Genomic DNA, 20,743 nt, shown 5'->3' on the forward strand with positions numbered 1-20,743 from the left:
TTAGTAAGCATTAGTTACAACTTTGGATCACATCACTATTATTCACAACAATCGTCGCTTGTCCTAAACCAGCTGTTTTTGCAAAACCTGCTACTTGAGACTGCATTTCAACAGTAGCTTGCATTGCCATACCATCTGTTGCAGGTGTCTCACCAGGACTCACAATCGAACTGTGATGACCTTTAGAAAAACGTACCGCACCAGAACCAGGCGTTGTTGTATCAACACAATCTAGGCTTAACGAAGCTATTAATGGTTCAGTACCCGACAATGGGAAACCTTCAACACTATTAGGTAAGGTTTGGTCTGGTAAATTACCAGCACCATCACCGACAATCTCGATCAGGTGCACAGGTAAACCGGTAGACGCTAATTTCTCACCATGGTTAATCGGGTCTGCTGAATCAATAGCCGTTTGCACTGCAAACGCAAAGGTAGGAATAAAGCCAGCATAAACCGCCTGCACTAATGCTGCGTATTCTGGGGTACCAGGCTCATAACCTGCTGTATTAGCCGCCGTCACAAGATCCATGAAAGTGCTAGAGGCAGTAATGTTACTAAACAACACTGGCCCAAACGCCGCAGATCCAGCAAAAGCACCCGCTAAACCACCCGATGGCGCCACTAACGATGCTGCATTAATTGCATAAGCGTTAGGTAAAGCATCACCCGTCATAGGATTAACTAATCCGGTACTCGCATAGGTTGAGAATGTGGTACCCACAATGCCTCCTAAACTCAAACCTTGAGCACTCATTTTAGATACATCAAATACTTGAGGTTGACTTGCCGCAGCGAGTTGTTGCGCCATTCCAGTCAATAATAATCTTAAACCTAAATGGTCTAAGGTTGCTTGACGGAAATTGTCACGTACTGTCAGTGTGCTTGAAATATTGACAAACACTAATGGGTTACCATTGGTAAACGCATCAGGTGTACCCACTACCGGACCAAATGAAGGATCTGTAGCAGATATTTCATAAATGCCGTCTTTGTCTAAATCAAATGAGCGGGCACCGTGTAATGGCATATCTATCGCGATAGTGGCAACACCAGCAGCAGCGTAAGTGCCGGCATAAGCAAGCGCCATTTCTTTACCACCGCCTAAACCATGCAGTGCAATCGTTGTTGGCCAACCACTGGTTGGTGGTACAAACGTACCCCCTTGAGCAGCAGTAAATGCGGCAAGCTTAGCCGCATTGGGTAAGGTAATTTGAACGGCAACAGTTTCATAACCTTGGATAGCCGGAATAGGATTAAACTTAGTTAAATGTTTAGTGGTGTCAGCTGCAGTACCATCGTCAAGTTTCCACTGCTTACCTGCAAGCAGTGCTGGGTTGCTCAACGCTGCTTGAGGGTCAACACCGTTGTCAGATGCTTGGGCAAAATAATTAGCTTGGCTTAATGTACCGGCCTGTAGTGCTAATAATACTGATACCGGGCTGTCGCCTTGAGCAAACCAGCGACCATTGGGGGCTGTTGGGGCACCATCGATGATTGGAATAGTACAAGTTGCAGATGAACAATCACCGTAAATAGGCAGCTTAATTTTTGCGGTGTAAAGATCGGCCATGTCAGCAACAACATATGCTGCACCGTCTTCTACAGTTAATCCCGCAGCCTGAGCAACAGTGTATCCCGTTGGCGTTATCGCTTCTGCAAATGCAGGCATATAGGCTGGGTTAGACGCCATCAATAATTTAGTGGTTTCATACACATCAGCTACGGACTGAGTGGTAAATAAGCCTGAAAAACTAATCGACTCAGGGTCAACGCCATGTGTTGCAGCAACGCCTTTCTCATAACTGTTAACGAGATACTGGAGCATTTTTTGTTGTTCTGTTTCAAGCTGCTGAGTGTCAAAATCTAACTTTAACAGACCATATGTAGTAGACGGAGCAATACCACGGCCTAACGAATCTTGAATAAGATCGGTAGTCACGTAGATATAAGACTGGCCAGCTTTTAATGGTTTAAGCGGTACGATGGCAACTTTATTGCCTGATGCTTTTGATACAAAGTCAACGCCAAATTGAAGCTCTTCACCCACTTTACAGGCAGAAACTGAAGGTGCTGATTGACACTCAGCATCACTTGATAATGCTCCGCCCACCGTCGCTTCGAACATACGCACCGCACCCGGTTGAAACACAGAGGCTGCATCCAACGTTAACGCATTGCCCTGTAAATCATTAGCAAGTTCAACAGTAACCGTAATAGGTGAGCTAGTTGACCAGCCATCTAATGCACCTAATGCGATTTGAGGATCAGTATAGTTACCGCTGGCCTCGCCAGGGATAGATAATGTGCCATCGGTTGTGCCACTAAAAAGTAAATCGTTTGGTAATGGTACTAGGCTATTAGCAGGATCAAACTGCATATGTGAAACAGGCACTAACGGCTCAGCATTCGCTACGGCTTCGTTAAAACTGTCACCACCACATGCTGTTAAGCCAAGAGCAGATGTTATTGCAACACCCAAAATGAGTCTTTTCATCTTTTTTCCCCAAATCTTGTTTTAATAATTTTTTTTCCCCAAAAACTAGTCACAATAAGTCCAATCATGCGACCATAAGGACTTATGTTAGTCCTTAACTATTCTCAAGTTAACGTAAAATTATTGAGTTAGCTACAAGTTTGTTACATACGTATGACCTATTGGCATACAATTATTAATCATTTGTTTCAAACGGTCGTTTATTTTTTATCCGGTACTAGATTTGACGGGCGATTGCGCTAAGAGGAAATAATCAATCATGTTGGAATATCAAGCTGCAAAAGATTTACTCAATAACAAAACAATCTTAGTTACGGGCGCTGGAGACGGTATTGGTCGTGCAGCATCAATCGAATTTGCCAAACACGGCGCAACGGTAATTTTGCTCGGTAAGACCGTTAAAAAACTCGAAAACGTATACGATGAAATAGTTAATGCCGGTTATCCAAAACCAGCCATTGTGCCGTTAGATATGAAAGGCGCGACCGAACAGAATTATATTGATATGGCAGACACCATTGCTGAGCAGTTTGGTCATTTAGATGGTTTATTGCATAACGCATCTCAGTTGGGGGCATTAGGCCCATTTGAGCATATTGATTTAACCTCTCTTGAAACCATTTTAAAGGTCAATGTCACGGCTCAAGCCATCATGACCAAGTCATTATTGCCTATAATGCGTAAAGCCGAGCATGCTTCAATTGTGTTTACTTCAAGCGGTGTTGGACGTAAAGGTCGTGCTTATTGGGGACCTTATGCTTTTTCTAAATTTGCCACCGAAGGCATGATGCAAGTATTAGCCGATGAGTGTGATAACACTTCGATACGAGTTAATAGTATTAATCCTGGCGCAACTCGCACTGAAATGCGGGCAAAGGCTTATCCTGGTGAAGATCCAAAAACCCTAAAAACAGCACAAGAAATTATGCCTAGTTATTTATTTTTGATGGGCAATGGCTCTATCGACACAAATGGCCAAGCATTAAATGCTCAGTAAGTAATGCAGCGTCGAAAAAAAACGGAAGCAATTGCTTCCGTTTTAGTTTTAATTCTAATTTTTAATAACAGTCTCGTTTAGAAACTCATATTCTCGGTATTCTGGCTCACTAGCTTATCGCCAATACCTGTCACCATGGTTAACTGTTGTAAATCGGTGAATTTGCCATTTTTGGTTCGATAATCAACTATCGCTTTTGCTTTCGCTTGACCAATACCTTTGAGGGCTTGTAATTCCTCAACACTGGCATTATTGATATTGACCTTTTGCATATCAGTTGATTTTTTTTCAATCGCTTTTGTCACTTTCTGTGTAGGTTCTGCCATTGTGTTTGCCGTTTCTGCGGCGTAAGAATGACTGCTTAACAAACAGCATAAACCCATAAATATTGCAGTTAATGTCAATGGTGATTTCATGTAGATTCTCCTTTCTTTCCTTAATTTGCCGGTATGCGTCCTTCTCCATTACCAAGCTCGAACGATTCGGAACGCGTAGGGTTTCCGGATCGGAGGCTAACTGTAGTCAATAAACTCACGTTGTACAAAAAAAACACATATTTTATTCGTTCTTATCAACAGGCTGAGTTTGTTTCGATTTGTTTTTGGACGTCATTGACGAGGTAAACTGCTTTAATTCACCCAGTAAATGCTGATGAACGTGGGATAATTTAGGCTTATTGTGTTTATTAAATGCAATAGGGCGACACAAACTCATAGCTTGATAACCGAGTCTTGCGGTAAGTAAACCGCCACCGAGCCCCTGTGCAATTCGGGCAGATAACTTGCCGGTCATTTCCACCGATAATAATTGGGTCCCTAAATCGGTAATCACCTCAGTGCTCCCCGCGTAAATAAGATTAACCACAATGCTACGAATAAGCTTTATCCGACTCCAATAACCTAACTCAATCGCATAAATAGCAGCGACTTCATTGATCATTTTTTGATTACGCCACAAAATAATAGCCATATCCAGCGCGGCTAAGGGACTGGCTGCTAATAATAAAGCCGACTCTGCAGCAAAACGATTAACTCGCTTTTTAGCGAGTAGATCACGTTCAGACAACACAATATCTTCAAATAATACAACGATTTCAGCATCATTATGTTCATGACTACAGGCTTGTAGATATTGTTGCTTTGCCTCGTTATTAGGGTATTTGGCTAATATTGGTGCCAGAAATTGTTTAGCTTCACCCATTTGCATGCTTTGCGACAACCGTTCAGCTTTCGCTTGATGGTCACTCACCTTTTTAAGATTAACTAATTTACGCCATTCTTTAAGGGTCAACACCATCGCCCATACACTAACAATGGATAACACTGTTGCATAAAAACCAAATAACCACGGACTTTGCTGAAGAGAGTCAATTAACCCCATCACGGTCTGGACTATGACGAATAACACCAAACCAATAATCGATAATCTTGCCAATAGTGACCAACGCTTGGGTGTTGCAGGTTTAATGCTGTCTTCCATTGAGGCTGGTAATTCTATTAAGGATTTCTCACAAATAAAGTCAATGTCTTCAAACGGTTTAGCGGGCTTAATAGGATCCGCTTTGGAATGCGCCTCTTGAGTCACGATTAAGTCTGACTCCGTAAATATTTGCGATTTCTTTATCGGCGAACTATGTGTAGATTCATTCATAACTAAGGCCCAAATTATTGCTCAAAATAAATCCATTAAGACAATTTATCGCCTAATAGGAACTCTAAAAGGTGATCGAGACGAATGTGTTCAAATTGCGGATTGTGATCATGAATATGACTTAAATTAGGCGGCAGAAAAGCACTAAAACTAAATCCTTGTTGTTGCCAAAATTCTGCATCAGGTAATGATGCCGGAACATCGCCAGGATATAAGGTCACTTTCTTGCCATCAAGCCCAGTCCCTTTTACCACTTCTTGTTGAACACCATCAATATTGACCATCCCATGTTGGGTGGCCTTAATCGCACTTATTGCCATGGTTTCAACTTCACTGCCTTCAAAATTGGCATAATGCTGGCTTTGTTGTAGCATTGCGGTTAACAAACTGAGCACATGACTCTGTTGATCACGAGTCACTCTGTCTACTTGGCTAGCAGCAAATAAAACTTTATCAATCCGCGGTGAAAACAGACGTTTTATTAAACTCGACTGACCAAATTGAAAGCTCTCCATAATGCTGTTAAGTGCACGGCCCATGTCATTAAATTGCGCCTGACCATGATTAAGCGCATTTAAACAATCAACTAATACCAATTGGCGATCAAATCGAGAAAAGTAGTCACGATAAAAGGGCTTAACGACTTGTGATACGTACTGTTCATAACGCCGTTTAAGTACGTGATAATTTGAATCACTTGAGCTTGCAGATAATTCCGAATGCTGAATTGGACTCAAGGTAATCAATGGAAAGAATGTCAGTAACGGGGTATTTTCATATTCACCCGGTAATAACATACGCCCTGGTTGGGCGTGATAAAACCCCTGTTGCCGAACCAAATCAACCAATAAGGTTTGATACAAATCAGCAATGTGCTTAAGTTGTTGTTCATCCGCTAATAGGCTTAAGTCTAACTGCTCTACTGCCTGATTAAATGCCGCAAATAAAGGTGAATGGCTTAAACATGTCACGGTGGCCTGTTGCGACAAACACCAATGGGTAAAGTCTTGTTTAAGCATAGGTAAATCAAGTAACCACTCACCAGGATAATCAACAATATCGACATACAAGGTTGCGGTATCCGTCAACTTTGCTAACAAGCCTTGTTGTGGCTGATACTTAATCGCCAAGCGTAATTCAGTAATATTTTTGGTTGAAGCGGGCCAATAGGGAGGCGACGAGCTTAATGCATTTATTGCACCTTGATAATCAAAACTGGCAATATCTAAATCAGGTTGCATGGCACGGTTGACGGCAATTAATCGACCTTCGCGCGCCACTTGCCATAATGGTAAAGGATTGTGCTTGGCCCCTTTCCCGGCATGCAATAATTGGTTAACTAATCCGCTGATAAAAGCCGTTTTACCTGCACCTGATAATCCAGTCACAGCTAACCTAACATGACGGTCGGTACTACGATGAACCAAAGATTGCGCGGTTTGAGTGACGTGAAACAAGGAACGATCTAAAAATCTCATGATGGCTGATGGCTCCCCAAAAACACGGGCGGAAAACCGCCCATTAGTAGGATTAAAGACTATTTATTTGGCGTTTAAGATCAAAGTTGTCTGAAGTGACATGTTCTTCGAGTCGTCGTAAACGGACTTCTAATCCATTAAATTGACGATTAACATCAAACAACGCTTGCTTTGCAGGTTCACCCGCTTGCCAAACTTTCTTTTTAACTTCAATATCTTTGTGCTGATCTCTGTGTTGTAAGTTCTGTGGCTTAATATCTAATATCATCCATAAGGCAATATAAATAACAAACACAAACCCTGAGCCACCGAGTAAGAATATCGACACAGCGATGACACGTACTAGCCATGTTTCAAAGTTAAAATAATCAGCGATACCTGAACACACCCCAGCCACTTTACCACTTTTGGGGTTGCGGTATAAAGTACGACCATTAGCTGAGCTCATGTTTTGCTCTCCATTCTGGTGATTCAGTATCTAAAATCGCTTCTAATGTTTCGATGCGACTACTCATTTTCTCAGCTTTAGCAATTAAACCATTAAGCTGATTAAATTCTTCCTCAGTGAGTCCCTGGCTCACTTGTCGCTTACTGCGATAATGAAGAACCAACCAGATAGGTGCCACAATCACCATAAAGATGATAATTGGTGCAATAAGAAGATCCATATCCATAACTCACCTCTGAATAAATTTATGCTTTAGATTTAGGTTGTGCTTTTGCACTCATTTTTGCTTTTAATGCTGCTAATTCGTCATTGACAGAGTCTTCTGCTTCTAATGCTGCAAACTCGTCAGCGAGAACGTTCTTTTTACCTAAATCATATGATTCTACCTGTGCTTCAATCCCTTCAACTCGACGCTCATATTGTTCAAACTTCATCATCGCATCATCGATTTTGCTTGAATCAAGCTGCTTTTTTACTTCTAAACGTGAAGTGGCAGTTTGCTTACGCATAATGATGGTTTTTTGACGAGCACGGGCATCATTCAATTTTTCTTGAAGTTGAGCGATTTCATCTTTTAAACGAGCAACATGTTCTTCAACAACTTGCAGTTCCATTTCAAGAGCTTGCAGTAAACCAACTGTTTTTTGTTTTTCACTCAAAGCAGCTTTGGCTAAGTCTTCACGATCTTTGGATAACGCTAACTCAGCTTTATTCTGCCAATCTTGAACCTGCTCTTGAACACGAGCAATCCGACGAAGTAATTCTTTTTTCTCAGCCAATACTTTCGCTGAGGTTGAACGTACTTCAACAATAGTGTCTTCCATTTCTTGAATGATAAGACGGACCATTTTTTCTGGATCTTCGGCTTTATCAAGTATTGAGCTGATATTTGAATTAACGATATCAGCGAAGCGAGAGAAAATTCCCATAATGTGTTCCTCAAAATTAACGTGGATGTCGCAGTTAGTAATACACATTACGTGCCAATATTTACAAGTTAAATAATATCATACACTTAAACAAATATTTAACTTTTGCTTTCTTTTAACACTCAAGCCATTTATTATGATTTTCACCAATTATTAGTCTAAATCACTAACAATTTTGCGAGTAGCTAACTGTGAGTAAACAATTTCAGCAAAATAATCTCATCGGCCAATCTAATGCATTACTTGAAGTATTAGAACATGTGTCTAAAGTCGCGCCATTATCCAAGCCTGTGCTCATTATTGGTGAGCGCGGCACTGGCAAAGAATTAATTGCAGAACGACTACACTACTTATCTCCTCGTTGGGATCAAAGCTTTATTAAACTTAATTGTTCTTCACTAAGTGAAAATTTACTCGAAACTGAGCTTTTTGGCCATGAGTCTGGTGCATTTACTGGCGCAAAAGGTCGGCACGAAGGTCGTTTTGAACGCGCTGATGGTGGAACACTCTTTTTAGATGAACTCGCAAACACCTCGGGATTAATCCAAGAAAAGTTATTACGTGTCATCGAATATGGTGAATTTGAACGAGTGGGTGGCAGTAAAACAGTTCAATCTGATGTTCGGCTTATTTGTGCCGCCAATGAAGATTTACCGACCTTGGCAGAAAATGGTGAATTTAGAGCTGATTTACTCGACCGTTTAGCCTTTGATGTAATCACCTTACCTCCATTAAGACATAGAACCGAAGATATCATGACATTAGCAGAATATTTTGCTATTGGCATGGCAAGACAATTATCACTGGAATATTTTGGCGGTTTTAGTCCGCTGGCGATAGAACAATTAATGATGCACAGCTGGCCAGGGAACATCCGTGAATTAAAAAATGTCGTCGAGCGAAGTGTTTATCGCGAAGGGACTGATGGCCAAGAAATTGATCATATTATTTTAGACCCTTTTGCATCACCCTACCGTCCAGTAAATAGAGTCAAAACCCGAGAACGTCAAGCTATGCAGATTGAACATGCCACGGCCTCTGTTGCTGAGCCCATTGAGTCCCGTATTAACACCGACACATCAGCCGTATTGAGTAGCATCGAATTTCCAATAGATTTTAAAGAATATACCGAAAACAGTGAAATAGAATTATTGCAACGCGCATTGGCTGAAGGCCTGTATAATCAGAAAAAAACCGCCGATTTATTAGGCTTAAGCTATCATCAACTTCGTGGTATTTTGAAAAAGTACAACTTACTCGATAAGAGCTGAATGAAGCTTGGATATGCTCATTGCCCCAATGCAATGAACACTGTTAAAATAACCACTCAAAATCGATAAAATATGATCACACCATGCCTGTTATAGTAAAACGTTGGTACCAGCTGATGTCTCTATGTCTATCCAGCGTTATGTTGGCTGCATGCGGACAAGCACAATTACCTTCTGGTCTCGTATATTGTAGCGAAGGTAATCCCGAAAGTTTTAACCCCCAGCTTGTCACATCTGGCACCACTATTGATGCCACTTCACATCAGATTTACAGCAGATTGGTGAATTACAGCCAACAAAAAGCCGAGATGACTCCCGGCTTAGCAACATCATGGCAAATCTCCGATGATGGGTTACGTTATCTATTTACCTTGCGTGAGCATGTTAGCTTTCATAAGACGCGGCACTTTGCCCCTACAAGAGATTTTAATGCCGACGACGTGTTATTTTCATTTAACCGTATAATTGACCCCTTGCACCCATATCATTTAGTCAGCAGAACCGGTTATCCATTTTTTCAAAGTATAGGTTTTGCTGATTTAATCGATAAAATTGAAAAAGTAAACGATTACCAAGTTATCTTTCATTTAGTGCGTAAAGATGCTTCTTTTTTATCTAATCTCGCCACTGATTTTGCCGTAGTGTTATCGGCAGAATATGGTTATCAACTTTTAGCCCAGGGCAAGCCTGAAGATATTGATTATTACGCTGTAGGCACAGGACCTTTTCAGCTCAATCAGTATGTTAAAAATGAATATATTCGCTATAAAAAGAATCCAGTCTATTGGGGACCCACGGTTGAGATAGACCAATTGGTGTTTGATATTACCCCAAGAAGCACCGCGCGCATTGCCAAATTAATCACCGGAGACTGCAGTGTTTCAGCATTGCCCAAAGCGGGTGAGCTTGCAGTACTTAACCAACATAAGGATATTATTGTCGATACCAAACCCGGACTGAACGTGGCATTTTGGGCATTTAACACCCAAAAACCGCCATTAGATGATGTTAGGGTAAGGCGAGCGCTTGCACATGCTATCGATAAGAATAATATTTTAGACGTGGTATATAATGATACCGCCGTAGAGGCTACAGGGGTTTTGCCTCCAGCATCATGGGCTTATTCGAAAAACTTATCGCCTAATGAATATAACCCTGAAAAAGCCAAAGCTTTACTGCAACAAGCAGGCGTATCTAATTTATCCATTAATGTGTGGGCCATGCCTGTGGCGCGGATTTATAATCCTAGCGCACTGAAAACAGCGGAGCTTATTCAGGCAGATTTAGCCCGTATTGGGGTAAAACTTAATATCATTAGCTATGATTGGAGCGTGTTCACCCAGAAGTTAGCCAGTTCTAATTATGATTCGGTTCTCATTGGTTGGAATGCTGATAATAGCGACCCCGATAATTTTTTTACCCCGTTATTAAGCTGCGCAGCATTAGCCTCTAACAATAATCGCTCTCGCTGGTGCCAAAAAGACTTTGAACACTTATTAACCCAAGCCCAAAGTGTCTCAACTCAACCAGAACGTAAAGTTTTTTATCAAACCGCCGAAGCGATTATCAGCGATCAAGTTCCTATGGTGACACTTGCTCACGCTAAAAAAGTGGTCTTGAAAAAGAACAATATTACTAGCATGCAAATTAGATCTTATGGCGGCATTTCATTTGCCGGAACAACCAAAACAAAAGAGGAAAACCAATAAATGTGGCGTTACCTCTTTAGGCGCATAACGCTGTTTATGGCCACATCACTGTTAATGATAGCAGTGCTATTTATGGCATCGGGACAATTTCCTGTCAGTAAAACTTACTCGCTGTCGGGGATTCAGTACCCAACGATTGAGCAAAAACAGCAAATTGAACAAGATTATCAATTAAACGATAATCAATTATTGCAGTTTACTGCCTATTTACGCCAGCGTTTGTCGGGTAACTTAGGGATATCCAGTAACTCGCAGCAAGAGGTTTCAGAGGAACTGGCTTCAGTATTGCCTGCTTCATTTGAGCTGTCGTTATTTTCAGGATTTATTGCGGTGTTCTTTGGGGTTCCCATAGGTATTCTGGCTGCCTTAAGCAATAATAAAGCGCTTCAACATAGTATTTTAGCGGTCACTTTAACGGGTTATTCTATCCCGGTATTTTGGCTGGGGTTAACCCTATCTATGTGGTTTGGAGTCAATTTAGGCTGGTTGCCGATTTCAGGCCAAATTAATTTACTTTATGAAATTGAACCTGTCACGGGCTTCATGTTAATAGATACCTTATTATCTGATTCTGCTTATCGCATTCCGGCATTTCATGATGCTTTACTGCACTTGATATTACCCGCAGTCACTTTAGCGGTACTTCCCTTTACATTGGTGGTGAGGATCACTCGACAAGCCATTTTAAATGTAATGAATAAAACCTATATTCGAGCCGCTGAAGCGCGAGGTTTACACACAGCTAAAATACTGTTGCGCCATGCATTACCCAACGCCTTAATTCCAGTGCTAAAAAGTATTGGTTTAATGCTGGGATCGTTTGCTAGCTATGGCATCGTGGTTGAAGTTATCTTTTCGTGGCCAGGTGTAGGCAGCTGGTTAGTTTCGGGCATTTATCAGCGTGATTATACCGTCATTCAAGCAGGCATTTTATCTGTCTCATTATTAATCATTTTCTTGAGCATTTTGATTGATTTGCTTCATACCGCAATCAATCCAATGAGCAGAAAGGAATTGTATGCCTCGAATTAAAATTTACCAAGAAGATCATATTGCCTCACCGCTGTGGCGAATGTGGAAAACGTTTTCGGCTAATCCATTTGCCGTAATCGGTCTATGGGCCGTCATATTTTTATTAATATTAACTATTTTCGCCCCGATCATCGCGCCTTATTCGGCCGAGATGCAAGACCAACAAGTATTACTATTGCCGCCATCATGGGATCCTGCCGGTTCAGTAGAACACTTTCTTGGGACTGACGATCTTGGACGAGATATTTTTAGCCGCATCTTACACGGCGTACAATTAACCTTTGGTATGTCACTACTTATTGTGGCGGCTTCGCTGTTTTTTGGCTTTATTATTGGTTCGCTTTCAGGAATGATGCGCGGTATTAAGTCGAGTATTCTGGGTCACTTATTAGATGCACTCCTCTCTATTCCTTCATTATTAATGGCCATTTTAGTGGTCGCGGTTATGGGGCCAGGACTTAATAATGTGTTTTGGGGCGTGGGGATCGCGATGGTTCCACAATTTGTCCGTGTTATTCATCAAGCCGTTCATGAAGAGCTACAAAAACAATATGTCACTGCAGCAAAACTAGACGGTGCCAACTCATTGCAAGTTTTTTGGTATGTGATTATGCCCAACGTATGGGATGTGGTGATTATTCAGGTCACGATGGCAATCTCTGCGGCGATATTAGATATCGCTGCACTCGGTTTTTTAAACCTCGGAGCTCAGGCACCGAGTCCAGAGTGGGGGGCGATGGTCGCACAAGGGCTTGATAATTTACTGCTCGCACCTTGGACCGTAAGTATCCCTGGTATCGCCATTTTGTTTACCGTGTTATCGGTTAACTTAGTTGGTGATGGTTTACGTTCTGCGCTTGCACCGATAAGAAACTAACTTATGCCTTTACTCGATATTCGTAATCTCACGATTGAACTAGATACCCCCGAGGGCATTGTAAAAGTGCTCGAAAAAGTCAGTTTGACAATCAACCCAGGTGAAATTCATGGGCTGGTTGGCGAATCAGGCTCTGGGCGCAGTTTGTTAGCCAAAGCGATTTTGGGGGTGTTGGGTCCTAATTGGCATATTATTGCCGATCGTATGATGTGGGATGGAAAAAACTTATTGGAAATGAATGCCAAACAACGGCGTTGCCTAATGGGCAGCGAAATGGCGATGATTTTCCAAGATCCTTCAGGCAGTTTAGATCCGGTTAAAACCATTGGTAGTCAATTAATTGAAGCTATGGTGCCCAATAAAAATATTCCTTTTTGGCGACGCAGTCATGCGACCTATTTAAACGCGCAAAAATGGCTCCACAAAGTGGGTATAAAAAAACCCAAAATGCTAATGAAATGCTATCCATGGGAATTGTCTGAAGGCGAATGCCAAAAAGTCATGATTGCAATGGCTGTCGCCAATCATCCCAAACTACTCATTGCCGATGAGCCAACCAACTCTATGGAGCTTAATACTCAAGCGCAGATTTTTAGATTATTATCACAACTCAATCAACTGCAAAATGTGTCCATTTTATTGGTCAGCCATGAGCTCGAAACCATGGTGCATTGGTGTGACAACTTAACCATTCTGTACAGTGGTCAGGTTATGGAATCAGGACCCGTTAACGAAATGGTGGCCATGCCCTATCATCCTTACACGCGGGCATTATTAAAAAACCTACCTGATCATACTAAAAAAATGCGTCACAAAGCTAACTTACCCACACTGCAAGGGTCGGCACCGTCTCTGCAACATTTACCCGCGGGTTGTCGACTCGGCCCACGTTGCCCTGAAGCGCAGCGAACTTGTGTAAAACAGCCTAAACTTGAACATATTAAAGACCGCTATTTTGCCTGCCATTTCCCTTATAAAAGTGAGCAAGAAGATGACGACACCATTGCTTAAAGTGACTGAGTTAAGTAAGCAATACTTAACCGGTTATAAGCGTTTTAAACCTCAATATTATCAGGCATTGTCTCCAGTCTCATTTGAACTCGAGCGCGGTGAAACACTGGCAATTGTGGGAACAGTGGGATCAGGCAAAAGTACCCTTGCCCGAATTTTAGTCGGTGCAGAGCAACGTAGTGGCGGCGAAATATTTTTTGAAGGTGAAACATTAGAAACGCATAATTTAAAGCAGCGATGTCGGTTAATTAGAATGATTTTCCAAGATCCAACCACCTCGCTAAATCCACGTTTATCCATTGGTAACTTGCTTAAAGAACCGTTGCGATTTAATACACAATTAAATTCAACGGAACGTAAAGCCTTGGTCATTGAAACCTTAAGAAAAGTCGGCTTATTGCCCGAGCACGCAGACTTTTATCCGCACATGATTTCAGAAGGCCAAAAGCAGCGTGTCGCCGTTGCGCGGGCATTAATGCTTAATCCCAAAATTATTATTGCAGATGAAGCGCTGACAGCACTGGATTTATCGGTTCGATCTCAAATTATTAATCTGCTATTAAAACTCCAAAAAGAGATGGGTTTATCCTATATTTTCGTTTCACATAATCTCAATATTATCCGTCATGTAAGTGATAAAATTATGGTACTGCAAAATGGTCATATGGTTGAAAAATCCACCACTGAGGCCTTGTTTACCGCACCACAGCATGAATACACCCAGCGACTCATTAAAGAGCAAAGTCAATTTATGCAAAAGCGCTAAACTGCTCCAACCACTATGGTTTTGAGACCTTTTTAGCAAAAATCAGTGCCATTTAGTCGCCGAACTATTTATCCTAGAGCCAATGTTAAAGGAAGAAGCTTAAATATGATTATTAAACCTAAAATTCGTGGCTTTATTTGTACCACGACTCATCCTGTTGGCTGCGAAGCGAACGTAAAAGAACAAATCGAACTAATTAAAGCCAAAGGCAAAATGGCTAATGGGCCAAAAAAAGTACTGGTTGTCGGTTCTTCAAGTGGCTATGGCCTATCTTCTCGTATCGCTTCAGCATTTGGTAGCGACGCCGCCACCATCGGGGTGTTTTTCGAAAAACCAAGTTCTGAAACTAAGCCCGGTACTGCCGGTTGGTACAACACAGCGGCATTTGACAAGTTTGCCAAAGCAGAAGGCCTGTATTCAAAAAGCATTAACTGTGATGCATTCAGCCATCAAGCAAAGCAACAAGTTATTGAGCTTATCAAGCAAGATTTAGGTCAAATCGACATGGTGGTTTACTCACTGGCTTCTCCAGTTCGTAAATTGCCAGACACCGGTGAAGTTATCCGTTCATCACTTAAACCAATTGGCCAAACGTATACTGCCACGGCTGTTGATACCAACAAAAACACCATTATTGATACCTCTGTAGAGCCTGCTACTGAGCAAGAAATTGCTGACACCATCACGGTAATGGGCGGCCAAGATTGGGAATTATGGATGAGTGCGCTAAGCGAAGCTGGCGTATTAGCTGACAATTGCAAAACGGTTGCTTATAGCTACATTGGTACCGAATTGACTTGGCCTATTTATTGGCATGGCGCCTTGGGTAAAGCCAAAATGGATTTAGACCGCGCAGCTCACGCCCTTGACAGCAAATTATCAGTTACGGGTGGCTCAGCTAACGTTGCGGTGTTAAAAAGTGTGGTGACACAAGCGAGCTCAGCAATTCCCGTAATGCCACTTTACATCGCGATGGTATTTAAGAAAATGCGTCAAGAAGGCTTACATGAAGGCTGTATTGAACAAATCTACCGCTTATTCAGTGAACGCCTATACCGTGTTGATGGCCAAACACCAGCTGTTGACAGCGAAAATCGCTTACGCCTTGATGATTGGGAACTTCGCGAAGAAATTCAGCAGCATTGCCGTGATTTATGGCCGCAAGTCACCACTGAAAACTTAAGTGAATTAACTGACTACGATGAATACAAACAAGAGTTTTTAAAACTGTTCGGCTTTGGTATTGATGGTATTGATTATGAAGCCGACGTTGATCCGAGTGTCACGTTTGATGTGATTGAGCTATAGCATAAGTGAACAGGAAGCATAAGTGAACTAGAAGCTCAGTTATAGCACGTTAACGTAAAAAGCCGTAATGCCCTGCATTACGGCTTTTTTATGACTCCAGTCCCGCCCTGAAAGATGTTTACTATTTTTGAGCCGGGCACACACAAAAATGCCCAAATCTCGTCGTTGCCCTCACCTTTAATTGCCATTCACCCATATCTGTCTCTTTTTAGCTTTTTAGGCTATCGTGGCTAGATTACCCTGTCTGGGATGACATGATTCAATAACCTCATGCGGATAGTAGTGATGACTCACAAGTAATAAACGCCCTTTATACCTGCTCTTTGAGGGTTGAAGTCAGCATTAGATCCCTATATTAATAGTGAATAAGTGAATATTTATTGACCATGGTCAGCCCGTGATGGCTTATGGTTTGAGGTTAAACAATCGGTAAATAAATCAGTACTTGTTGTGAGTCTTGCTGTTGTTTTGGCTGAGGGTCACCAAACTCATTATCAGCAATCACGAGTCGCTCTAAAAATAAGGGGAAATCTCTTAGGGTAACATCATTCGCATTAACCCAATCGCGATACAGGTAGCCTATTGCCGCCGTAATACCATTATCATCACCATTGTATTTAACCCTCGCACATCGTCCCTGAGGGATCTCTTTGAGCTTAATCTGACTCGATTCTAACGCTAAAGGGTTCAACCTTGCTTGTGTCTCGGTATTTAACGATACACCAATATCAATTCGATATTGCGTTTTAGCAGATAACTCCGAGCTTGAGTAAAGCAAATTAAAGGTTCTACCGCTTGTAGGAGATAAAGCAAACTGTCGACGCCATTCAATAAATCGCGCAATAGTTTGAGGTAATAAAGCCGGATCACCATGATGTTCCATCACCGCTAATGCTTGCGTATCAAACGATACAATATCAACTGAGGGTTGCTTCTCTTGCTGACTAACATCTGCTTGAAACGATTTAAGCGGTTGTTGCTTAGCAAAAAAGTTGCCCCAATCAGGCGCTTGTTGGAATGATTGAGGGCTTTGACCAATACTGCGAGTAAACGATTCGATAAAGTGCTGTTCGTTACGATAGGCCAATTTAGCCGCGATTGTAGTCAGAGAAACTTGCTTGGCAAAACCTAATAAATGGGCGGCTTCTAGGCTTTTTAGTAATTCTACATAGGCGTCAATGGAGATATGATACAGCGCATAAAATAGCGCTTCAAAATGGCTTTGTGGTATATCGGCAATATCAGCTAACATTCCCAGGTCAAACGGCTCATGTAAATGCTGATCTAAATAAGCTAATGCTCGCTCAAATGCCTGATCAAGTCTATGGCTCATGTCGTCTCCTTTTGGGTGTAAGTCATCACATCCCGATCGCTATCAGAACCTAACTAATGTAAATTAACTTGTTGCTTGTGCGCAGGCAATAATACCTAATCTTTAGCCATTGTTTAGCCATTGTTTAGCCAAAGTTTAACCAAAATTGGAATAATGAAATTAATCAACTAATTGAATATCTAAGCCTTCTAACAAACTCAAGGCTTCAAATCGGCTGAATATGGCTTGTTTAACCTCATTACGGGTGATGTCAATGTGATAATTGCTTGCATCGGTAAAATTAGCACCGCTTAAATTAGTATGACTAAATTGGCTTAAAGTAAAATCTGTCCGTCGCAAATCGGCTTTGCTTAAATTGGCTTCTCTAAAATCAACATCGTGGGCACGACAATCTACCAATGTTATCTCGGGTAAATGAAGCGAGTAAAAGTTACTGCCATCGAGTAAACATTGCTCAAATTTAATGCTGGTTTGAGTCATAAATTGCGGCCACTGAGCTTTAGTCCAGTCAATACCTATCGCCTTACAGTCGCGAAAAATAACATCATCAAACTCAGTGGCGACGACAGATAACACGCTTAAATTACATTGACTAAAGACACATTCAATAAACTGGCAGTGACTGAAATCACTCTGACTCAAATCACATTGAATAAACTGACATCGCTCAAATATAACCAGCTTAATCTGCAAGACTCCCTGCTTGATAAGCTCAAACGTCTCATCGCAATAATGCGATAACTCAAATCGCTCAATATCATCTCCGCTGGTTAATGGTTTCATGCCTATATTACCTTTAAAAAAAAGACCTAGGCTAGCCTAGGTCTTTTGTTATTACTTACTATTAAAATGACTTAATTAGTCAGCAACAGGATACTCAATTTCAGCAACCGCTTTTAGTGAGGTGATCACAGCACGGTAATCAGCTTCACTGTATTGAGGCGCGATACGTTGTTTAAGCGTATTGATCAGCTTGTCATTGATGCCTTCTGCTTCATTGACTTTATCAACAACAATAACCGCATAACCAGTAGCTAATGATGCAGTGTCAATAGTGACACTGTTTTCAGCAGGAGCAGCAATCTTAAAGGCTTTGTTGGTAATGGCTTGGTCGATGTCTTGATTGAAACGACCTAATTTAGGCAAGGCGGTTAAGGTTGCACCGGTTAAGGTGTTATTACCCGCTTTTAACTGCGCCATATATTCAGCGGCTTTATCACGCGCACCGTCATTGGCTTTATCTTGCTTCAAACGTTCAACAACACCCGCTTTAACATCAACTAAGCTGATGATGCCTGCTGTTTGATGTGTTTTTATGCGAATCACCACAACATGGTTTGGCGCAAGTTCAATCACATCGCTGTTCATGCCACTGGCTAACACTTGGTCAGAAAACGCCGCTTTGATAAGCTCCGGGGTGTTAAATTTGGCGGGTACGTCGTCACGAGAAAATAACTGAGTTGTTTGTACTTTCGCATTAACAGCTTGCGCGGTTTCAGCTAAAGAATCAGGAATTTCGTAACTGGTATCAGCCAGCTTAGTTTGTAAGCTATAGTATACATCTAGCGCTTTCTTTTGTTGCAGCTGTGCTACTATTTTGGCTTTAACGTCGTCAAACGATGTCGCTTGGCTGGCTTGTAAATCAAGTAGCTTAATAATGTGATAGCCAAACTCACTTTTTACAATTGACGAGACTTGATCTTTTTGTAATCCAAAAAGTGCTTCATCAAATGCAGCATCCATTACACCTTGTTCAAACCAATCTAGCTTACCACCTTGTTGAGCGCTAAGCTGGTCATCAGAATCAGTTTTTGCCACTTCAGCAAAATCTTCACCCGCTATTAACTTGGCTTTAATGGCGTCTGCTTTGGCTTTATCTGCACTGTCGTCATCGGTTGCGGCAACAAAAATATGCGCAGCAAGACGTTTTTCAGCCGTTTTATATTGTGCTTTGTTATCGGCGTAATAAGCTTTTACTTCTTCATCAGAGGTTTCACTGTTTTTAGCCATTTCATCAGCATTCAATTCAACATACTCAAGACTGACTTTTTCAGGGCTCATATATTGCGATAAATTAGCATCGTAATAGCTTTGCACTTCTTCATCAGACACCGACACACTTGATAAAAAAGGTGTTGAGTCGACCACTAAGTAGCGGATGTCACGGGTTTGGCCTTGAACTTGTGCAAGCTGCTTAGCTTCGCCATCCAAAACAAACTCACTGCCCACTAGTGCGGTGAGTAACTGACGACGAGTCATATCAACACGCATCATGTTTCTAAAACTGGTGGTTTGATAACCTAACTGACGCAATACTGCTAGGTAGCGTTCATTGTCAAATTGACCATCAGTTTGAAATGCGGGTTCTTCGATAATCGCTTGTTTGATTTGCTCATCAGATACACGTAAGCCCAATTTATAAGCAGCTTGATCAATGAGTTTATCAGCAATTAAACGATCTAATACACCTTGTTTAATGCCGTTCATGTAAGAGTCATCAGCCGCTAATGCGGTAAACATTTCGCCAAGCTGTTCTTCAATACGAGAGCGTTCATTTTGAAAAGCTTGTTCTAGATCGTTGGCGGCGATTGCGTCACCATTAACAACTGCTGCAGGTACACCTGTGTTTGAGCCTAAATAACTGCTCACACCGGCAAAAGCAAAAGAAAGTATCACAAGGACTAGAATTGTTTTAGCAACAATCCCCTGTGATCCTTCACGAATTTTTTCTAACATCTGAATTCTCGCTTGTTGCGATTAATAAAATAAAAAGGCGCATCACCTTGTGGCTGCGCCTTATTGTAAATTATACGGAGTTATCAGACGCTACCACGGGCAAAACCCAATACTCCCAACATGTATTATGCCACGCATATTACAGGTTGCTTTTCGTAAAAAGCACCGCCTAAGCAGTGCTTACTTTACGAATGCCTTACAAAGGCCACGTTGTTAATAATTAATTAACAGCGTCTTTTAGCGCTTTGCCAGCTTTGAACGCAGGAATGTTCGCAGCAGCAATTTTAATTTCTTTACCCGTTTGTGGGTTACGGCCAGTACGTTCAGCACGTTGACGTACTTCAAAAGTACCAAAACCAACTAGAGAAATCTTATCGCCATCTTTAAGACCTTCAGTTACCGCAGCGATAAAAGAATCCAGTGCGCGGCCAGCAGCAGCTTTAGAAATATCAGCACCAGATGCGATTTTCTCGATTAGTTCAGATTTGTTCATGTCATCCCCTTGAATGTTATTGTCGCGCCGCAACCAAATCTATGATTAGAGCAGTCTGCGGAGGCTTTATTTTATAAGCTTGATAACACACCAAGCTTAGTACGAAAACCAAAAAATGAAATTGGATACAGCTCTACGTCAGATGCCCCAAGGGCTTGGTGCGACTGACTCTCCACCGACCTAGGCTACCACAGGTCAGCGCTTTGTT

Annotated in this window: 19 protein-coding genes; 8 read left to right on the top strand and 11 right to left on the bottom strand. The window is 41.7% G+C overall.

Annotated features, from left to right (window positions below; all coding sequences use genetic code 11):
• Positions 1-10: 10 nt before the first annotated feature.
• Positions 11-2,497, bottom strand: coding sequence for a VolA/Pla-1 family phospholipase (locus tag AAEY93_RS02560; RefSeq protein ID WP_351074800.1), 2,487 nt, complete (start codon positions 2,495-2,497; stop codon positions 11-13).
• A gap of 259 nt (positions 2,498-2,756) precedes the next feature.
• Here AAEY93_RS02560 and AAEY93_RS02565 point away from each other — a divergent pair, with 259 nt between their 5' ends.
• Positions 2,757-3,494, top strand: coding sequence for a YciK family oxidoreductase (locus tag AAEY93_RS02565; protein WP_351074802.1), 738 nt, complete (start codon positions 2,757-2,759; stop codon positions 3,492-3,494).
• A 77-nt stretch (positions 3,495-3,571) separates the two neighbouring features.
• On the opposite strand, the gene AAEY93_RS02570 is transcribed toward AAEY93_RS02565, so the two are convergent.
• The 6 genes from AAEY93_RS02570 to pspA form a co-directional block, all read right to left on the bottom strand.
• Complete coding sequence (locus AAEY93_RS02570; RefSeq protein WP_198554715.1) at positions 3,572-3,910, bottom strand: ComEA family DNA-binding protein; 339 nt, start codon at positions 3,908-3,910, stop codon at positions 3,572-3,574.
• Positions 3,911-4,052: 142 nt separating this feature from the next.
• Positions 4,053-5,144 (bottom strand): TIGR01620 family protein, encoded by a 1,092-nt coding sequence (locus AAEY93_RS02575; RefSeq protein WP_101030339.1) that lies wholly within the window; start codon positions 5,142-5,144, stop codon positions 4,053-4,055.
• A gap of 35 nt (positions 5,145-5,179) precedes the next feature.
• Positions 5,180-6,622 carry a YcjX family GTP-binding protein gene (locus AAEY93_RS02580; RefSeq protein ID WP_101030338.1) on the bottom strand — a complete coding sequence of 481 codons (1,443 nt, stop codon included), beginning with the start codon at positions 6,620-6,622 and terminating at the stop codon, positions 5,180-5,182.
• A 52-nt stretch (positions 6,623-6,674) separates the two neighbouring features.
• Positions 6,675-7,070 carry an envelope stress response membrane protein PspC gene (gene pspC / locus AAEY93_RS02585; RefSeq protein ID WP_101030337.1) on the bottom strand — a complete coding sequence of 132 codons (396 nt, stop codon included), beginning with the start codon at positions 7,068-7,070 and terminating at the stop codon, positions 6,675-6,677.
• Complete coding sequence (pspB, locus tag AAEY93_RS02590) at positions 7,057-7,296, bottom strand: envelope stress response membrane protein PspB (protein ID WP_101030336.1); 240 nt, start codon at positions 7,294-7,296, stop codon at positions 7,057-7,059. The genes pspC and pspB overlap by 14 nt, the downstream gene beginning before the upstream one ends.
• Positions 7,297-7,315: 19 nt before the next feature.
• Positions 7,316-7,999: a phage shock protein PspA gene (gene pspA, locus AAEY93_RS02595; protein ID WP_101030335.1), complete on the bottom strand. Its 684-nt coding sequence runs from the start codon at positions 7,997-7,999 to the stop codon at positions 7,316-7,318.
• A gap of 191 nt (positions 8,000-8,190) precedes the next feature.
• Here pspA and pspF point away from each other — a divergent pair, with 191 nt between their 5' ends.
• From pspF to fabV, 7 genes are all read left to right on the top strand, one after another.
• On the top strand, positions 8,191-9,270 hold the full coding sequence (gene pspF, locus AAEY93_RS02600) for a phage shock protein operon transcriptional activator (RefSeq protein ID WP_101030334.1): 1,080 nt from the start codon (positions 8,191-8,193) through the stop codon (positions 9,268-9,270).
• An 83-nt stretch (positions 9,271-9,353) separates the two neighbouring features.
• Positions 9,354-10,979: an ABC transporter substrate-binding protein gene (locus AAEY93_RS02605; RefSeq protein WP_124013369.1), complete on the top strand. Its 1,626-nt coding sequence runs from the start codon at positions 9,354-9,356 to the stop codon at positions 10,977-10,979.
• On the top strand, positions 10,980-12,011 hold the full coding sequence (locus AAEY93_RS02610; protein WP_101030332.1) for an ABC transporter permease: 1,032 nt from the start codon (positions 10,980-10,982) through the stop codon (positions 12,009-12,011).
• Positions 11,998-12,888 carry an ABC transporter permease subunit gene (locus AAEY93_RS02615; RefSeq protein ID WP_124013370.1) on the top strand — a complete coding sequence of 297 codons (891 nt, stop codon included), beginning with the start codon at positions 11,998-12,000 and terminating at the stop codon, positions 12,886-12,888. Before AAEY93_RS02610 ends, AAEY93_RS02615 begins: the two co-directional genes overlap by 14 nt.
• 3 nt (positions 12,889-12,891) lie before the next feature.
• Positions 12,892-13,899: an oligopeptide/dipeptide ABC transporter ATP-binding protein gene (locus AAEY93_RS02620; protein WP_124013371.1), complete on the top strand. Its 1,008-nt coding sequence runs from the start codon at positions 12,892-12,894 to the stop codon at positions 13,897-13,899.
• A complete protein-coding gene (locus AAEY93_RS02625; RefSeq protein WP_101030329.1) occupies positions 13,880-14,665 on the top strand; it encodes a peptide ABC transporter ATP-binding protein in 786 nt (261 codons plus the stop codon). Before AAEY93_RS02620 ends, AAEY93_RS02625 begins: the two co-directional genes overlap by 20 nt.
• A gap of 105 nt (positions 14,666-14,770) precedes the next feature.
• Complete coding sequence (gene fabV, locus AAEY93_RS02630) at positions 14,771-15,973, top strand: enoyl-ACP reductase FabV (RefSeq protein ID WP_124013372.1); 1,203 nt, start codon at positions 14,771-14,773, stop codon at positions 15,971-15,973.
• Between the two features lie 418 nt (positions 15,974-16,391).
• On the opposite strand, the gene AAEY93_RS02635 is transcribed toward fabV, so the two are convergent.
• The 4 genes from AAEY93_RS02635 to hupB form a co-directional block, all read right to left on the bottom strand.
• On the bottom strand, positions 16,392-17,306 hold the full coding sequence (locus AAEY93_RS02635) for an AraC family transcriptional regulator (RefSeq protein WP_124013373.1): 915 nt from the start codon (positions 17,304-17,306) through the stop codon (positions 16,392-16,394).
• A 159-nt stretch (positions 17,307-17,465) separates the two neighbouring features.
• Positions 17,466-18,089 carry a pentapeptide repeat-containing protein gene (locus AAEY93_RS02640; protein WP_351074809.1) on the bottom strand — a complete coding sequence of 208 codons (624 nt, stop codon included), beginning with the start codon at positions 18,087-18,089 and terminating at the stop codon, positions 17,466-17,468.
• Positions 18,090-18,164: 75 nt separating this feature from the next.
• Positions 18,165-20,042: a SurA N-terminal domain-containing protein gene (locus tag AAEY93_RS02645; RefSeq protein WP_351074811.1), complete on the bottom strand. Its 1,878-nt coding sequence runs from the start codon at positions 20,040-20,042 to the stop codon at positions 18,165-18,167.
• Positions 20,043-20,262: 220 nt separating this feature from the next.
• Entirely contained in the window at positions 20,263-20,535 is a 273-nt protein-coding gene (gene hupB, locus AAEY93_RS02650) for a nucleoid-associated protein HU-beta (RefSeq protein ID WP_059745462.1), read from the bottom strand.
• Positions 20,536-20,743 lie beyond the last annotated feature (208 nt).

It is taken from the genome of Shewanella sp. CAL98-MNA-CIBAN-0140, assembly GCF_040309905.1.
In the GTDB taxonomy this organism is placed as follows: Bacteria; Pseudomonadota; Gammaproteobacteria; order Enterobacterales; family Shewanellaceae; genus Shewanella; species Shewanella psychromarinicola.

Coding starts and splice junctions, on each gene's coding strand:
- AAEY93_RS02635 (WP_124013373.1), bottom strand. CDS start 17,306: ATGAGCCATAGACTTGATCAGGCATTTGAGCGAGCATTAGCTTATTTA.
- AAEY93_RS02560 (WP_351074800.1), bottom strand. CDS start 2,497: ATGAAAAGACTCATTTTGGGTGTTGCAATAACATCTGCTCTTGGCTTA.
- AAEY93_RS02610 (WP_101030332.1), top strand. CDS start 10,980: ATGTGGCGTTACCTCTTTAGGCGCATAACGCTGTTTATGGCCACATCA.
- pspA (WP_101030335.1), bottom strand. CDS start 7,999: ATGGGAATTTTCTCTCGCTTCGCTGATATCGTTAATTCAAATATCAGC.
- AAEY93_RS02615 (WP_124013370.1), top strand. CDS start 11,998: ATGCCTCGAATTAAAATTTACCAAGAAGATCATATTGCCTCACCGCTG.
- hupB (WP_059745462.1), bottom strand. CDS start 20,535: ATGAACAAATCTGAACTAATCGAGAAAATCGCATCTGGTGCTGATATT.
- AAEY93_RS02640 (WP_351074809.1), bottom strand. CDS start 18,089: ATGAAACCATTAACCAGCGGAGATGATATTGAGCGATTTGAGTTATCG.
- AAEY93_RS02575 (WP_101030339.1), bottom strand. CDS start 5,144: ATGAATGAATCTACACATAGTTCGCCGATAAAGAAATCGCAAATATTT.
- AAEY93_RS02605 (WP_124013369.1), top strand. CDS start 9,354: ATGCCTGTTATAGTAAAACGTTGGTACCAGCTGATGTCTCTATGTCTA.
- AAEY93_RS02570 (WP_198554715.1), bottom strand. CDS start 3,910: ATGAAATCACCATTGACATTAACTGCAATATTTATGGGTTTATGCTGT.
- AAEY93_RS02565 (WP_351074802.1), top strand. CDS start 2,757: ATGTTGGAATATCAAGCTGCAAAAGATTTACTCAATAACAAAACAATC.
- pspC (WP_101030337.1), bottom strand. CDS start 7,070: ATGAGCTCAGCTAATGGTCGTACTTTATACCGCAACCCCAAAAGTGGT.
- AAEY93_RS02645 (WP_351074811.1), bottom strand. CDS start 20,042: ATGTTAGAAAAAATTCGTGAAGGATCACAGGGGATTGTTGCTAAAACA.
- AAEY93_RS02625 (WP_101030329.1), top strand. CDS start 13,880: ATGACGACACCATTGCTTAAAGTGACTGAGTTAAGTAAGCAATACTTA.
- pspB (WP_101030336.1), bottom strand. CDS start 7,296: ATGGATATGGATCTTCTTATTGCACCAATTATCATCTTTATGGTGATT.
- AAEY93_RS02620 (WP_124013371.1), top strand. CDS start 12,892: ATGCCTTTACTCGATATTCGTAATCTCACGATTGAACTAGATACCCCC.
- fabV (WP_124013372.1), top strand. CDS start 14,771: ATGATTATTAAACCTAAAATTCGTGGCTTTATTTGTACCACGACTCAT.
- AAEY93_RS02580 (WP_101030338.1), bottom strand. CDS start 6,622: ATGAGATTTTTAGATCGTTCCTTGTTTCACGTCACTCAAACCGCGCAA.